The 15,800-nt window shown below is 60.0% G+C and carries 14 protein-coding genes; 10 read left to right on the top strand and 4 right to left on the bottom strand.

Annotated elements, in window-relative coordinates; genetic code table 11:
• Positions 1-9: 9 nt before the first annotated feature.
• Positions 10-1,005, bottom strand: coding sequence for an ArsR/SmtB family transcription factor (locus tag PMI32_RS05225; RefSeq protein WP_008033297.1), 996 nt, complete (start codon positions 1,003-1,005; stop codon positions 10-12).
• Between the two features lie 260 nt (positions 1,006-1,265).
• Between PMI32_RS05225 and tkt the strand changes: the two genes are divergently transcribed.
• From tkt to fba, 6 genes are all read left to right on the top strand, one after another.
• Positions 1,266-3,263 carry a transketolase gene (gene tkt / locus PMI32_RS05230; protein ID WP_008033295.1) on the top strand — a complete coding sequence of 666 codons (1,998 nt, stop codon included), beginning with the start codon at positions 1,266-1,268 and terminating at the stop codon, positions 3,261-3,263.
• A 183-nt stretch (positions 3,264-3,446) separates the two neighbouring features.
• Complete coding sequence (epd, locus tag PMI32_RS05235; RefSeq protein WP_008033294.1) at positions 3,447-4,499, top strand: erythrose-4-phosphate dehydrogenase; 1,053 nt, start codon at positions 3,447-3,449, stop codon at positions 4,497-4,499.
• A 12-nt stretch (positions 4,500-4,511) separates the two neighbouring features.
• Positions 4,512-5,675 carry a phosphoglycerate kinase gene (locus tag PMI32_RS05240; RefSeq protein WP_008033293.1) on the top strand — a complete coding sequence of 388 codons (1,164 nt, stop codon included), beginning with the start codon at positions 4,512-4,514 and terminating at the stop codon, positions 5,673-5,675.
• A 34-nt stretch (positions 5,676-5,709) separates the two neighbouring features.
• Positions 5,710-5,931 (top strand): hypothetical protein, encoded by a 222-nt coding sequence (locus tag PMI32_RS05245; RefSeq protein ID WP_008033291.1) that lies wholly within the window; start codon positions 5,710-5,712, stop codon positions 5,929-5,931.
• 56 nt (positions 5,932-5,987) lie between these two features.
• Complete coding sequence (locus PMI32_RS05250; RefSeq protein ID WP_008033290.1) at positions 5,988-6,320, top strand: MliC family protein; 333 nt, start codon at positions 5,988-5,990, stop codon at positions 6,318-6,320.
• A 235-nt stretch (positions 6,321-6,555) separates the two neighbouring features.
• Entirely contained in the window at positions 6,556-7,620 is a 1,065-nt protein-coding gene (gene fba, locus PMI32_RS05255) for a class II fructose-bisphosphate aldolase (protein ID WP_007981624.1), read from the top strand.
• A 193-nt stretch (positions 7,621-7,813) separates the two neighbouring features.
• Here fba and PMI32_RS05260 read toward each other — a convergent pair whose 3' ends face one another.
• Positions 7,814-8,482: a polysaccharide lyase family 7 protein gene (locus PMI32_RS05260; RefSeq protein ID WP_008033289.1), complete on the bottom strand. Its 669-nt coding sequence runs from the start codon at positions 8,480-8,482 to the stop codon at positions 7,814-7,816.
• Positions 8,483-8,804: 322 nt separating this feature from the next.
• On the opposite strand from PMI32_RS05260, the gene PMI32_RS05265 reads away from it, so the two are divergent.
• From PMI32_RS05265 to PMI32_RS05275, 3 genes are read left to right on the top strand one after another with little or no spacing between them, the layout of a single operon-like run.
• A complete protein-coding gene (locus tag PMI32_RS05265; RefSeq protein ID WP_008033288.1) occupies positions 8,805-10,928 on the top strand; it encodes a putative bifunctional diguanylate cyclase/phosphodiesterase in 2,124 nt (707 codons plus the stop codon).
• Positions 10,929-10,974: 46 nt separating this feature from the next.
• The gene (locus PMI32_RS05270; RefSeq protein WP_032829092.1) at positions 10,975-11,466 is read left to right on the top strand and encodes a YgjP-like metallopeptidase domain-containing protein; all 492 of its coding nucleotides are present in this window, start codon (positions 10,975-10,977) and stop codon (positions 11,464-11,466) included.
• A gap of 15 nt (positions 11,467-11,481) precedes the next feature.
• A complete protein-coding gene (locus PMI32_RS05275; RefSeq protein WP_008033286.1) occupies positions 11,482-11,778 on the top strand; it encodes a winged helix-turn-helix domain-containing protein in 297 nt (98 codons plus the stop codon).
• A gap of 98 nt (positions 11,779-11,876) precedes the next feature.
• On the opposite strand, the gene PMI32_RS05280 is transcribed toward PMI32_RS05275, so the two are convergent.
• Entirely contained in the window at positions 11,877-12,329 is a 453-nt protein-coding gene (locus tag PMI32_RS05280; protein ID WP_008033285.1) for a GNAT family N-acetyltransferase, read from the bottom strand.
• Between the two features lie 256 nt (positions 12,330-12,585).
• Here PMI32_RS05280 and PMI32_RS05285 point away from each other — a divergent pair, with 256 nt between their 5' ends.
• On the top strand, positions 12,586-13,323 hold the full coding sequence (locus PMI32_RS05285; protein WP_008033284.1) for a substrate-binding periplasmic protein: 738 nt from the start codon (positions 12,586-12,588) through the stop codon (positions 13,321-13,323).
• 117 nt (positions 13,324-13,440) lie between these two features.
• Here the strand turns inward: PMI32_RS05285 and yccS are convergent, their stop codons facing one another.
• Positions 13,441-15,624 carry a YccS family putative transporter gene (gene yccS, locus PMI32_RS05290; RefSeq protein WP_008033283.1) on the bottom strand — a complete coding sequence of 728 codons (2,184 nt, stop codon included), beginning with the start codon at positions 15,622-15,624 and terminating at the stop codon, positions 13,441-13,443.
• Positions 15,625-15,800: the final 176 nt, after the last annotated feature.

Here is a 15,800-nt window from a genome sequence, read left to right as displayed (position 1 = left end):
TTCCTGAATTTACCGATGGTGAGTGTCGCCAGTTGGCCGCTGAAAGTGGCGGACCTGAATCTGGAAACCATTACGTAAGCCTACATAGAGGCTTTCCCCGGGAACGAGTCCCGCAGCGGTGGCCCAACGGGCCAGATCGTCCTGTTCAAACCCCAACCAGAGATCACCGCAGGCCTCCCTGGCCCAACTCTGGTTGTGGCTACATAACTCTGTCACAAGCAGGCTACCGCCCGGTTGCAGCAATTTGGCCATGTGCTTGAGCGCATCGGCCGGCGCGGCAAAGTGGTGCAGCACCATGTTCAGTACAACGCAATCGGCCTTGAGGCTTACGCCATTCAATGCATCGGCCAGTTGCAGGCTGACGTTAGCCAGCGTTTCACGTTCGCAGACCTGTCGCGCCAATTCGAGCATCGCCTGGCTGTTGTCCAGCGCGGTGACGTGAGTGAAACGGCGCGCCAGTTCCGGCAGAAAAGCACCGTCGCCAGGGCCGACTTCGATGGCCGTGGCGCCTTCACTGAAGCTCAGTTTGTCGAGCAAGGCCACCACGCTTTCGCGGTACTGCGGCAGGCCGGCAATCAGGTCTTGCTGGGCGCGAAACTTCTCCGCGACCCGTGAGAAAAAGTCCTGGCTGGCCGCTGCACGTTGCCCGTGGACCTGACCGATCCGCGACTGCACATCGGCAGGCAGGGTCAGGTTGTCCACTTCTTCGAGCAGCGCGGCGTGCAGCTTGCCGCCAAGCAGGTCGGTGTGGGGCAGGGCGCGACGGTAGAAAATCGCGTTGCCTTCACGGCGTGTCGCCACCAGGTCGGCCTGGGCCAGTACCTTGAGGTGATGACTCATGCCCGACTGGCCAATACCGAAGATCTGCGCCAGTTCGAGTACGCCAAACGAGTCGTTCGCCAGCGCGCGCAATACATTCAGCCGCAGAGGATCGCCACCGGCCTTGCACAGGGCCGCCAGCTCATCGCACTCGTCATGTTGAATGGAAGGCACGCGTAAATTCATAGGGCCAGCAGTCTAGTGACGGTCAGAAAGTACCGCAAGAGCAATATCAAAAAGTTTTGATATTGCTCGATGGGTGGCACTTCTGATGACTTGTTCCACTCTACAAACGAATAGCAGAAAGGTTTCACCAGCCGAAACCGTCTTTATCCATTGGAAAAACGCCTTCAGATGACTATCTGTCATTGCCGCGAGGCATGCCTGTGAGGGAAAATGCTCGCCTTTTTTCCGTTTCGTTTTATTCAAACCCTAGGAGATCAGCGATGCCCAGCCGTCGTGAGCGTGCCAACGCCATTCGTGCCCTCAGCATGGATGCCGTGCAAAAAGCCAACAGCGGCCATCCCGGTGCCCCGATGGGTATGGCGGATATCGCCGAAGTACTTTGGCGTGACTACCTGAAGCACAACCCGAGCAATCCATCGTTCGCCGACCGTGACCGCTTCGTGCTGTCCAACGGCCACGGCTCGATGCTGATCTACTCGCTGCTGCACCTGACCGGCTACGACCTGTCGATCGATGACCTGAAGCAATTCCGTCAACTGCACAGCCGCACCCCGGGTCACCCGGAGCTCGGCTACACCCCGGGCGTTGAAACCACCACCGGTCCACTGGGCCAGGGTCTGGCCAACGCCGTGGGTTTTGCCCTGGCTGAAAAAGTCCTGGCGGCGCAGTTCAACCGTCCGGGCCACAACATCGTTGACCACCACACCTACGTGTTCCTGGGTGATGGCTGCATGATGGAAGGCATTTCCCACGAAGTCGGCTCGCTCGCCGGTACTTTGGGCCTGGGCAAGCTGATCGCCTTCTACGATGACAACGGCATCTCCATCGACGGCGAAGTCGAAGGCTGGTTCACCGATGACACGCCGAAGCGTTTCGAAGCCTACAACTGGCAGGTGATCCGCAACGTCGACGGTCATGATCCTGAAGAGATCAAAATCGCCATCGAGACCGCTCGCAAAAGCGCGCAGCCGACCCTGATCTGCTGCAAGACCACCATCGGCTTCGGTTCGCCGAACAAGCAAGGTAAAGAAGACTGCCACGGCGCCCCATTGGGTGACGCGGAAATCGCACTGACCCGTACTGCGTTGAAGTGGAACCACGGTCCGTTCGAAATCCCGGCCGACATCTACGCCGAGTGGGACGCCAAGGAAGCCGGCCGCGCTGCCGAAGCCGAGTGGGACCAGCGTTTCGCTGCCTACTCCGCCGCTTTCCCGACCGAAGCGAACGAACTGATTCGTCGTCTGAGCGGTGATCTGCCGGCCGACTTCACCGAGAAAGCCGATGCTTATATCGCTGAAGTCGCTGCCAAAGGCGAAACCATCGCCAGCCGTAAAGCCAGCCAGAACGCTCTCAACGCATTCGGCCCGCTGTTGCCTGAATTTCTCGGCGGCTCCGCTGACCTGGCCGGTTCCAACCTGACCCTGTGGAAAGGCTGCAAAGGCGTCACGGCTGAAGACGCCAGCGGCAACTACATGTACTACGGCGTTCGCGAGTTCGGCATGACCGCCATCATGAACGGCGTTGCCTTGCACGGCGGCCTGGTGCCTTACGGCGCGACCTTCCTGATGTTCATGGAATACGCCCGCAACGCTGTGCGCATGTCGGCCTTGATGAAGCAGCGCGTGATCCACGTCTACACCCACGACTCCATCGGTCTGGGCGAAGACGGCCCGACTCACCAGCCTATCGAGCAACTGGCCAGCCTGCGCTGCACGCCAAACCTCGACACCTGGCGTCCAGCCGACGCCGTGGAATCGGCGGTGAGCTGGAAGTGCGCACTGGAGCGCAAGGACGGTCCTTCGGCCTTGATCTTCTCGCGTCAGAACCTGCAGCACCAAACCCGCAACGCGATTCAGATCGAAGAGATCTCCCGTGGCGGTTACGTGTTGAAGGACTGTGCAGGCGAGCCTGATCTGATCCTGATCGCCACCGGTTCCGAAGTCGGCCTGGCGGTTCAGGCTTATGACAAGCTGACCGAGCAGGGTCGCAAAGTGCGCGTCGTTTCGATGCCGTGCACCAGCGTGTTCGATGCCCAGGACGCCGACTACAAGCAATCGGTCCTGCCGTTGCAGGTCAGCGCCCGCATCGCCATCGAAGCCTCTCACGCGGACTACTGGTACAAGTACGTGGGCCTGGAAGGTCGCGTCATCGGCATGACCACCTACGGCGAGTCGGCGCCTGCGCCAGCCTTGTTCGAAGAGTTCGGCTTCACCCTGGAAAACATCCTGGGTCAGGCTGAAGAGCTGCTGGAAGACTGATCCAGAAGTTGCGTTATCGGGGCTGACGCCTTCGCGGGCAAGCCTCGCTCCTACAAGGGATAGCGTTGTTGGCGGAATTGGGGTCATCCCGATCCTCAACAATCTCAAACCTGTAGGAGCGAGGCTTGCCCGCGAAGACGGCAGGCCTGGCGACTACATTCCCAAGCGTCATCGAGAACCCCCATGCCTCAACCGCGTCCCTACAAAGTTGCACTCAACGGCTACGGCCGGATTGGTCGTTGCGTCTTGCGTGCGTTGTTTGAGCGAGGCTCGGCGGCCGGGTTTGAAATTGTCGCGATCAACGATCTGGCGGACATGGCCAGCATCGAATACCTGACACGCTTCGACTCCACGCACGGGCGTTTTCCCGGCGAGGTGAAGGTCGACGGCGATTGTCTGCATATTAATGGCGACTGCGTGAAGGTCCTGCGCAGTGCCACCCCCGAAGGCATCGATTGGGCGTCCCTGGGCGTCGATCTGGTGCTGGAGTGCTCCGGCGCTTACCACACCCGTGAAGACGGCCAGCGTTTCCTCGACGCCGGCGCGCCACGCGTGCTGTTTTCCCAGCCGATGGCCAGCGAGGCGGATGTCGACGCCACCATCGTCTACGGCGTGAACCAGGATTGCCTGACCGGCGACGAGCTGCTGGTGTCCAACGCATCCTGCACCACCAACTGCGGCGTGCCGCTGTTGCGCCTGCTGGATCAGGCCATCGGCCTGGAATACGTGTCGATCACCACCATCCACTCGGCGATGAACGATCAGCCGGTGATCGATGCCTATCACCACGAAGACCTGCGCCGCACGCGTTCGGCGTTTCAGTCGGTGATTCCGGTGTCCACTGGTCTGGCGCGTGGCATCGAGCGCCTGTTGCCGGAACTTGCCGGGCGAATTCAGGCCAAAGCCGTGCGGGTGCCGACGGTGAACGTGTCCTGCCTCGATATTACGATGCAGACCGTGAGCGATACCGACGCCACCGAGGTCAACCGGATTCTGCGCGAGGCTGCCACCAGCGGCCCGCTCAAAGGCCTGCTGGCCTACACCGAGCTGCCCCACGCAAGCTGTGATTTCAACCATGACCCACATTCGGCGATCGTCGATGCCAGTCAGACCCGAGTTTCCGGCCCACGGCTGGTGAACATCCTGGCCTGGTTCGACAACGAATGGGGTTTTGCCAACCGAATGCTGGACGTTGCAGAACACTATCTGCAAACAGCAACTTCAAAAAAACCGTAGGAAGTGCGACCCATGACCGTGTTGAAGATGTCCGACCTCGATCTGCAAGGTAAGCGCGTATTGATCCGCGAAGACCTCAACGTCCCAGTCAAGGACGGTGTTGTCACCAGCGATGCGCGAATCCTGGCCTCGCTGCCGACCATCAAGCTGGCCCTGGAAAAAGGCGCGGCCGTGATGGTCTGCTCGCACCTTGGCCGTCCGACCGAAGGCGAGTTCTCGGCCGAGAACAGCCTCAAGCCTGTCGCTGACTACCTGAGCAAGGCCCTGGGCCGCGAAGTGCCGCTGGTTGCCGATTACCTGGGCGGCGTTGACGTCAAGGCCGGCGACATCGTGCTGTTCGAAAACGTGCGCTTCAATAAGGGCGAGAAAAAGAACGCTGACGAACTGGCCCAGCAATACGCCGCCCTGTGCGACGTGTTCGTGATGGACGCCTTCGGCACCGCTCACCGCGCCGAGGGTTCGACCCACGGCGTGGCCAAGTTCGCCAAAGTCGCGGCCGCGGGCCCGTTGCTGGCCGCCGAACTGGACGCACTGGGCAAAGCCCTGGGCGCTCCGGCTCAACCAATGGCAGCCATCGTTGCCGGTTCCAAGGTATCGACCAAACTCGACGTGCTGAACAGCCTGAGCCAGATCTGCAACCAGCTGATCGTCGGCGGCGGCATCGCCAACACCTTCCTGGCAGCAGCCGGTCACCCGGTCGGCAAGTCGCTGTACGAGCCGGACCTGCTGGACACCGCTCGCGCCATCGCCGCCAAAGTCAGTGTGCCGCTGCCGGTCGACGTGGTGGTCGCCAAGGAATTCGCTGAAAGCGCCACTGCCACCGTCAAGCTGATCGCCGATGTGGCGGCAGACGACATGATCCTGGACATCGGCCCACAGACCGCGGCGAATTTCGCCGAGCTGCTGAAGTCGTCCAAGACCATCCTGTGGAACGGCCCGGTCGGCGTGTTCGAATTCGACCAGTTCGGTAACGGCACCAAAGTCTTGGCCCAGGCCATCGCCGAAAGCTCGGCGTTCTCCATCGCGGGCGGCGGTGACACCCTGGCGGCCATTGATAAATATGGCGTTGCGGATCAGATCTCCTACATTTCTACCGGCGGCGGCGCATTCCTCGAATTCGTCGAAGGCAAAGTGTTGCCGGCCGTAGAAGTCCTGGAAAGTCGGGCCAAGGCCTGAGGTCGCTGATTTGACCAGGCAAAGGAGTGTTCAGATGGTCAAGACGCTAGCGTTGTTGATCGTCGCCGGTTCACTGGCGGCTTGCGGGAGTAACCCGAAGGCCGCACCGGAACCTGCGCCGCAATCGGTGCAAAAAAGCTGCTACCAGGCTGACTGGCAAGCGGAAACCAACCCGGTGCTCAACAAGCGTTCCGGGCCTGATGGCCTGGACAAATACGAAACACAGACCCCCGCCAAGGAACATGGTTGTCCTTGACGGGTCTGACTCCTTACTCAGGGCTGGCAGCGTGCGCCGTCAGTCGAGGAACACGGATGAAAGGTTTTATCGCCATTACGGCGCTGGTGCTGCTGGCAGGTTGCTCGAATTTTGACCTGTTCAAGCCGGCCCAATCGACGGACAGCTGGGCCACCTGGACCTGCGACAGCCAGGCCAAAGTGATCTGGCGCTACACTGACGACAGCCACAAGGCCGTCGACGTGCGCCTCGGCGGGGCCGATCAGGTCTATCGCCTGAAGCTTGAGCCGGGCGCCGAAGGTTCGCTGTACAGCAACGACATGCTGGCGTTTCACATAAAAGGTGAGGAAGGCCTGGTTTACTGGGTCGCCACCAACGATTTGATCGGCCGCGGTTGTAAAGCCGAGTGATTGAAGGCTTGTGCCAAGCCTGTAGGAGCGAAGCTTGCTCGCGAAGAGGGCGCCACATTCAACGCATGTGGTGTCAGTTAAACCGCTTTCGCGAGCAAGCTTCGCTCCTACAGGGTTTCTGCGTAATACCGAATGAGCGGACTGGATTAACCCCCGATCTGCAATAACTTGAATAGCCGCCGCCGCTCCGGCAGGCTGGCACGATTAACGACCCAAACCGGGAGAGACACACACAATGGCACTTATCAGCATGCGCCAGATGCTGGACCACGCAGCCGAGTTCGGCTACGGCGTTCCAGCCTTCAACGTCAACAACCTTGAGCAGATGCGCGCCATCATGGAAGCCGCTGACAAGACTGACTCCCCGGTGATCGTCCAGGCGTCGGCCGGTGCTCGCAAATACGCCGGCGCACCGTTCCTGCGTCACCTGATCCTGGCCGCCATCGAAGAATTCCCGCACATCCCGGTGTGCATGCACCAGGACCACGGCACCAGCCCTGACGTCTGCCAGCGCTCCATTCAACTGGGCTTCAGCTCGGTCATGATGGACGGCTCCCTGGGCGAAGACGGCAAGACGCCGACCGACTACGACTACAACGTCCGTGTTACCCAACAAACCGTCGCCATGGCTCACGCCTGCGGCGTTTCGGTAGAAGGCGAGCTGGGCTGCCTGGGTTCGCTGGAAACCGGCATGGCCGGTGAAGAAGACGGCATCGGCGCTGAAGGCGTTCTGGATCACAGCCAGATGCTGACCGACCCGGAAGAAGCCGCTGACTTCGTCAAACGCACTCAGGTCGACGCCCTGGCCATCGCCATCGGCACCAGCCACGGCGCGTACAAGTTCACCAAGCCGCCTACCGGCGACGTGCTGGCTATCGACCGCATCAAAGAAATCCACAAACGCATCCCGAACACCCACCTGGTGATGCACGGTTCGTCTTCGGTTCCGCAAGAGTGGCTGGCGATCATCAACCAGTACGGCGGCGACATCAAAGAAACCTACGGCGTACCGGTTGAAGAAATCGTCGAAGGCATCAAGCACGGCGTGCGCAAGGTCAACATCGACACCGACCTGCGTCTGGCATCCACCGGTGCGATGCGTCGCCTGATGGCCACCAACCCGAGCGAATTCGACCCGCGTAAGTTCTTCGGCGCGACTGTCACTGCAATGCGTGATGTGTGCATCGCTCGCTACGAAGCCTTCGGCACTGCCGGCAACGCTTCGAAGATCAAAGCGATTTCGCTGGAAGGGATGTATCAGCGTTATCTGAAAGGTGAGTTGAACGCCAAGGTTAACTAAGCCTTCAGCGTTTGAGTTGCACAAAAAAACCCGCCGAGAGGCGGGTTTTTTTATGGGCGATGACTCTTGGTTGAATGCGGTCATTGTAGGAGTGAGCCTGCTCGCGATGGCGGGGTGCCAGGCGACTTCAACGTTGAATGACACTCCGCCATCGCGAGCAAGCCCGCTCCCACAGGTTCAGCCGTGATTCACATCACTTATCGTGATCAATATCCAGTTTGCTAAATGTCACTTTACCGCCTTCACTGGTGTACCCGGTGTTGTCCTGCACATAGACCCCGGCCTTGAAGTACAGCGGTTTGACCCGCCACGTGGCGCTGATGTTGGTGTCCCACTGATAACCCGCGGCACTGATGCCCAGCGCACCGCCAGGGCTGAGGTGGATGAGGTAGGAGAACTCCTGATCCAGTTTCACGCCGGTGGCGATGGTGATTACCCGGCCTTCGTCGTCATCGGGGTGCATGCGCACTTTGGCGACGATGTTGCCGGTCTTGGTGGTGGTCTTGTACTGATACTCGACCTTCACCATGGGTTTCTGGCTTTCGTAGGCGTGGATCTGGCCGATGACGATTTTGCCGGAACTCGGCACCTGGTTCACCGCCAGGGTGGCGCGCAGGGAATTGTCGGCGTCCGGGTAGTACCAGTTTTTCAGGGTGCCGTTGCTGTAGGTTTCCCGTAGTTCGGTGCGCGGATATTTCGCGTTTTCGGTTTTTGTGCCGGTTACCGGGGCCCAGAAAAACAGGGTGCCGGTGTCGGAGTGGAAGTATTGATCCTTGAACCCATTCACCAGTTTGGCCGTTTCAACGGTGTACGGCGGGTTACCGACGGGAACGCTGAGGTTCCAGGATGCGAGATCGATCATAGGCAAAGCTTCCACGAATTTTTGCGGCACGGACGTACCAGAAGCTCTAGCACGCGCCTTTGAGGGCGGTCTTTATAAGCGTAGAAGGCTATTTTGTTAACGTCTGTCTGACAAATGGATGACGTCAAAATCCTGTTAAAAGGCCATCTTTCCCGGTTTTAGCGGGCTGTAGAGGCGACCGTTAGTCGGGCAATGAACCCTTTAGTTAAATGATGGCGTACTGATATCTTCTGCTTTCGCGAATCCCGGTCTAGAGTGAAGACGTAACATTTGTCCGGTTTTCACGAGAAACCGGCCTGACGCCCCGACATAGAGAAGCAGCATGGAATGCGCGCAACCCACGCCAGCCGAAGGCAGCTCAACCCTTTTAATCGTCGATGATTACCCTGAAAACCTGATCAGCATGCGCGCGTTGCTGCAGCGCCAGGACTGGCAGGTGATCACTGCTGCGTCCGGTTTCGAAGCTCTCGGCCTTCTGCTCGAACACGATATCGACCTGGTGCTGCTGGATGTGCAGATGCCGGGCATGGATGGCTTTGAAGTGGCGCGCCTGATGCGCGGCAGTCAGCGCACCCGTCTCACGCCGATCATTTTCCTCACCGCCAACGAACAGTCCCAGGATGCCGTGATCAAGGGCTATGCCAGTGGAGCGGTGGATTACCTGTTCAAACCGTTCGACCCGCAGATTCTCAAGCCCAAAGTCCAGGCGCTGCTGGAGCATCAGCGCAATCGTCGGGCGTTGCAGCGCCTGAGCCACGATCTGGAGGTCGCACGCGCCTTCAACGCCTCGGTGCTGGACAACGCCGCCGAAGGCATCCTGGTGGTCGGTGAGGACGGTCTGATTCGCTTTGCCAACCCGGCGATGTCGCGACTGCTCAACGCCACGGTGCAAGACCTGCAAGGCAAAGAGTTTCTGGATTACCTGCAAAAGCCGCATATTGCGGTCTGGGCCGATTCCGAACTGCTGGCCGGTTACAAGCGCGGCGAAACCCTGCGCCTGCACGATGCGCTATTGCGTACAGCGCCGGGCCAGCAGGTGCCTGTCGCACTTTCATGCGCGCCATTGCCAACCGAGCAACACGCGATGGTGGTGACGGTGCTCGACATGTCGGTGGTGCGTCATCTGCATCAGCAGCTGGAATTTCAGGCGGTGACCGACCCGTTGACCGGCCTGCTCAATCGCCGTGGTTTCTATCAGACCGTGGAAAACCTGCTGCTGCGCGGTGAGCGTAACGACAGCGCCTGGGTGTTGCTGTACCTCGACCTCGACGGTTTTAAACGGGTCAACGATTCCCTTGGTCACGATGCCGGCGACCGCGTGTTGCGCTGGGTGTCCGAACAATTGAAGGCTTGCTTGCGACCCTTCGACATTCTGGCGCGCATGGGCGGCGATGAATTCACGGCGCTGCTCGATCTGGAGTTCCCCGAACAAGCGGCCAAGATTGCCGAGAAGCTGATTGAGCGGGTGTCGATCTGTCAGCAGATCGATGGGCTGGATATCGCCCTCGGCGCCAGCATCGGCATCGCCACGTATCCGGATTGCGGGGCCAATCTCGATGGTTTGCTGCGAGCGTCCGACATCGCCATGTACGAAGCCAAGCGTGCCGGGCGTCAGCAATATCGCTTCTATGACCATGACATGAACGGTCGCGCGCGCTCACGGCTGATGCTCGAAGAAAGTGTGCGCACCGCCATCGAAAACCGCGATTTCAATCTGGTGTATCAACCGCAGGTGGCCATTGCCGGAGGGCAGATTCGCGGGTTCGAAGCCCTGCTGCGCTGGCAGCATCCGAGCGTTGGCGACGTGCCGCCGGGGCTGTTTTTGCCGTTGCTGGAAGAGGCGCGGTTGATCAGTCGTCTGGGCAGCTGGATTTATCATCGCGGCGCCGGGCAACGCAAAGCCTGGGAAACCTTGTTTGCCGAAGACTTGGTGCTGGGCGTCAGCTTGAGCAGTACACAGTTCGGCATGCCCAACCTGGTCACCGAGTTGCGTCAGGTGCTGGAGCGCCATGGCTTGCAGGCGCGGCATCTGGAGGTCGAGGTCACGGAAGAGGCCTTGATGCACAACCCCGATGAAACCCGCAAACAACTGCGCCTGCTGCGCAATCTGGGGGTGCGGGTGGCGCTGGATGATTTCGGCTCCGGGCCGTGCTCGTTGTCGCATCTGCGGGATCTGGAACTGGACACGCTCAAACTTGACCGGCATGTGATCGCCCGGTTGCCGGACTCCTCGCGGGATGCGGCGTTGGTGCGCAATGTGATCGACCTGTGCAAGCAGTACGGGATGCTGGTGATCGCCGAAGGCGTGGAAACCGTCGCGCAATATGAATGGCTGCAAGCCAATGGTTGCGAGTACGTGCAAGGTTTCCTGGTGGCGCGGCCGATGATTGCCGAGGACGTCGGCGACTTTGTGCGGCCGTTCGACTGGAGCACGTTGATCGACTGAATTCGCTACACTGGCGGCCTTTCAGTAATTGATGTTGCCTATCCCGATGACCGCGTTGAAATACCTTCAGGCCTATCCCGTAGAGTTGCAGACCCAGGTGCGTGGGCTGATCACCGAAGGTCGGCTGGGCGACTACCTGGACAAACGCTACCCGCAAAAGCACGACGTGCAGAGTGACAAGGCGCTGTATGCCTATGCCCTGGACCTCAAGCAGGAATACCTGCGTAACGCCCCGGCCATCGACAAAGTGTTGTTCGACAACCGTCTGGACCTGACCCATCGCGCCCTCGGCTTGCACACCACGATCTCGCGGGTGCAGGGCGGAAAACTCAAGGCCAAGAAAGAAATTCGCGTGGCCTCGCTGTTCAAGGAAGCGCCTTGCGAGTTTCTGAAAATGATCGTGGTGCATGAGTTGGCGCACTTCAAGGAATCGGATCACAACAAGGCGTTCTACAAGCTGTGCGAACACATGTTGCCGGGGTATCACCAGGTCGAATTCGATTTGCGGGTGTACCTGACGTGGCGGGAAATGCAGTAGCCAAGGAGTGTGTGGATGGACGTGAGCAAGACCAAGAGCAGTTTCTATCGCCGTTTATACGTGGCGTACCTGATCGACAGTGGGCTGGCCAGCAGCGTCCCGGCATTGACCGACGTGACCGGCATGCCCCGACGCACGGCGCAGGACACCATTGCGGCGTTGGCGGATCTGGATATCGTTTGCGAGTTCGAGCAGGAAGAGGGCGCGCGCAACCATGCGGGGCGTTATCGGATTCGCGAGTGGGGAGCGATTGACCGGGGGTGGATCGAGCGTAATCTGCGGCAGATTAAAGCGGTGTTGGAGTATCCCTAGCTCCTGCGGTGTCTGACCTGGCGCCTTCGCGGGCAAGCCTCGCTCCTACAAGGGCAGAGCAAATCCTGTAGGAGCGAGGCTTGCCCGCGAAGAGGCCCTCAAGAACGACGCATCCCGATATGCGGAATGCCATCTTCCACGTATTCCTCACCCGCCACGACAAACCCGTACCGCCCGTAATACCCCTGCAAATGCGCCTGCGCCGACAGATAAACCGGCACATCAGGCCAACGCTTCGCAGCCTGCTTCAGCGCCAGGGCGATCAGCTCATGACCCAACCCTTTGCCGCGCGCCTGCGGGGCGGTAAGCACCCGGCCGATCACCACGTCGCCGCCCTGTAATTCCGGGTCGAGCAAACGCAGGTACGCCACCAGCCGATCGCCGTCCCAAGCCATCAAGTGGCAGGTGTCACCCTCCAGATCCTGGCCGTCCACGTCCTGATAGACGCATTTCTGCTCCACAACGAAAACCTCTGAGCGCAGCTGCAGAATGGCGTACAGCTGCTCTTTGCCCAGATCACTGTGGTGCTTGCAGATCCAATCGATTGTCATCTTCACATTCCGTTGACCTAGTCGCTCCGATACTAATCGCCTCGGCGAAAGATGTCTTTATGGCAGAGAAATCTGTGACAAAGGCCAAAATGCCATCATTCAATTCGCGCGGCGTTGTCTTCTTTGTGTAATCTGGGCTGAAGCGCTGTGCAGTGGCTTCGATGAGCTAATGTTGGTACCTGGGTTTCGCCGGTACGGGGCCTTGGAGTTTTGGCTGAAAACACGTCGGGCAGCCGCCCGCTAAGGATTTTCGAGCATGCCGCGATTGCATCGAGCTTTGGCCTTGATCGGATTGCTGTTGCTGACTCAGAGCGCGGCAGCGGAAAAGCTGCGACTGGTAGCCGATGCCTGGCCACCCTTTACCGATGCCACGCTGCTCAACGGCGGCCTGGCGACGGACATTGTCAGCACCGCGCTGGCGCGAGCCGGCTATGCCAGCGACTTTGAACAGGTGCCCTGGGCACGCGCCCTGATGGGTGTGGGCGAAGGCCGTTACGATGTGCTGGTGAACGCCTGGTATACCGAGGAGCGCACCAGGCTCGGCCGGTTTTCCGGCGAGTATCTGCTCAACCGCGTGCGCTTTCTCAAGCGCAAGGACGCACCGATCGAATACAACAACCTGCAGCAACTGCACACTTACCCGATTGCAGTGGTACGCGGTTACGCCTATTCACCGGCGTTCGATGAAGACGCCTCGCTGCAGAAGGTCCCGGTGCACAGCTTCGCCATGGCCGTGCGCATGGTCGCTGCCGATAGGGTCAAGCTGACGCTGGAAGACGAATACGTCGCGCGTTATTACCTGGCCCGGGAGTCCGCCAAGGTGCGCAATGCCGTGGAGTTCCTGCCCAAGCCTTTGAGCGAGAACAGCCTGCACATTCTGGTCAGCCTGAAAAATCCGCACCATGAAGAGATCGTGGCCAGTTTCGACCGTGAGATTGCGGAGATGAAAGCGGATGGCAGTTATGAGCAGTTGATGAAGCAACACGGGATGTAGTTTTTGCGGGATGGCTGATGGCCTCTTCGCGGGCAAGCCTCGCTCCTACAGGATTCGCGGCGATACTTGTAGGAGCGAGGCTTGCCCGCGAAGAGGCCGGCCCACTCACCACACATCTCAATCCTCGCCGGTGTCCTTGATCAAATGCGCCGCCAACGTCCGTAACGGCCCCAATTGCCGGCAGATCAACGCCAACTGCGTCTGCACCAGCCGCTGCCCTTCATCGATTTCATCCGGCATCTGCTCCAGCTCATTGGCCAGCGCCTCTTCTTCATCACTCTGAATCGCAATCGGCAGTTTGCTCGCCAACCCTTGAGCGATTTCATCGATGCTCGCAGCCAGTTTCACGCCGGCCCCTTCGATCAATTGCTCGCGCACGTCCGCCGGCAGTTGGGTTTCACGGTGTGCACCCAGTCCTGACAAATAGCTGAGCAAGGTGTGCGACAACACCAGGAAGCGGAACCCGACATCCGCCTCCTTACGGAAATGCCCCGGCTCCATCAGCATGTTGGCGAGCGTCGTCGAGAGCGCCGCGTCGGCGTTGTGCGCGTTGCGCCGGGCCAGGCGATAAGCCAGGTCGTCGCTCTTGCCGGCGGCGTATTGCTGCATGATCTGGCGCAGGTAAATGCTGTTGCAGGTGAGGGTGTTGGCCAGCACTTTGTTCAAGCGTCGGCCCTGCCAGTCCGGCAGGAACAGAAACACCGCCAGGCCGGCGATCAGGCTGCCGAGCAAGGTATCGAACAGTCGCGGCAGGAACAGGCCGTAACCGTCGCCGACCTGATTGAAGCAGAACAGCACCATCAGCGTGATCGCGGCCGTGGCCAGGGTGTAACGGGTGGTGCGGTTGATAAAGAACACCACACCGGCGGCGATGGCGAAGCACGACTGGATCAGCGGATTCGGGAACAGATCGAACAGCGCCCACGCCACGGTCAGGCCGATGGCGGTGCCGATGATCCGCTGACCGAGCTTGCGGCGGGTTGCGCCGTAGTTCGGTTGGCAGACGAACAGCGTGGTGAGGATGATCCAGTAACCCTGCGACGGGTGAATCAAATGCACCATGCCGTAGCCGATGCTCAACGCCAGGGGCAAACGCAGGGCATGGCGAAACAGCAGCGAGGTCGGCGTCAGCTGCGTGCGCAAGCGAATCCACACATCCTTGAGGCTGCGTGGCGAACGGTCGAGCAGGCTGCTGTCGGTGGCGTCGGCGAGGGCGTCGGGGTTGCTCGCATCGCTGAGCAAACGGTCGAGGGTGCCGAGGTTGGCGGCCAGGGCGCGCAAGGAGCGCAGCAGTCCGCGCCAGGCCGGGTTGCTCTGGACACGCAGGTGTTCAAGGGACGCATGCAGGTCGCTGAGGGCTTCGGCAAAGCTGGCGTCATAGATGAACGGCTGGCGCATCTGGATCGATTCCGCCAGCGCTCGGCAAGCCTTGCCCTGTTGGCGCAGCAGGCGCTGACAGCGGAACAGCACGTCGCTGTGGAAAAAGGCGTCGGCCAGCGCGTTGTACGGATAGTGCGAGGAGCTGGCGCGCTCGTGGATATCCTGAGCGAGGAAGTAGAGCTTCAGGTAGCGGCTGACTTTCGAGCCCGGTCGACCGTTGCCGACCCGGTGCAGAATGATTTCCTTGGCAGCATTCAGGGCTGCCACGACCCGACCGTTCTGCTGGGCCAGTTCCAGTCGGCGCGCTTCCACGTCCATCTGCCGGATCGGCTCGAACAGCGACGATTTCAGCTTCAGGTAAAAGCCCAGTTCGCGGAACAACCGCGCCAGGCTCTGTTGCACCGGCTGGTTGGAAAACATCGCCTGCCACAACACCGAAAGCAAACCGTACCAGGCCGCGCCGGCCACCAGCAGCACCGGTTCGTGCCAGAAGTCGGTCACTGCGCCGCCGCGCTGGTCCACGCCGATCATGGTGTAGACCGACAGAATCAACGTCGCCGAGGCAATCGCGCCATAACGTTCGCCGAGCGCACCGAGCATGGTCAGGCAGAAAGCGGCCAATGCGAAAGCGATGATGAACAGGACGGGGTAGGGGAATAGCAGTTCGACGGACAGGGCCGCGACGATGAAGCAAACCAGCGTTACGGCCAGTGAATTGAGGCGGCCCTGCCAGCTGTCGTCGGTTTCGGCCAGGGCGCTGGCGATGATCCCCAGGAACAACGGGATCAGCAGCCCCATTTCATCCTGATACCAACACAGCGCCATGCTGCCGGTCAGGGCGATGAACACCCGCACGCTGTAACTGAATTTATCCAGCGCCCAGAGGCGACGCAGGGACTGACGAAAAGGGGTCGATGGCATGAAGTGCGAGGGCCTTCCGAGGCAATGACGCTAAATTGAGCCAGTAATGACGCCGACGCAATGGCGCCGATCACATCTGACAGCAAAATCTGTTCCTTAAGTTCTATGTCGTCTGTCAGGACGCCTTCGCGGGCAAGCCTCGCTCCTACAGGAGCCATGCCTATTTTCACCTGTAG

It is taken from the genome of Pseudomonas sp. GM60, from assembly GCF_000282415.1.
Lineage (GTDB): Bacteria > Pseudomonadota > Gammaproteobacteria > Pseudomonadales > Pseudomonadaceae > Aquipseudomonas > Aquipseudomonas migulae.
This window is presented reverse-complemented; position numbering and strand designations above follow the sequence as displayed.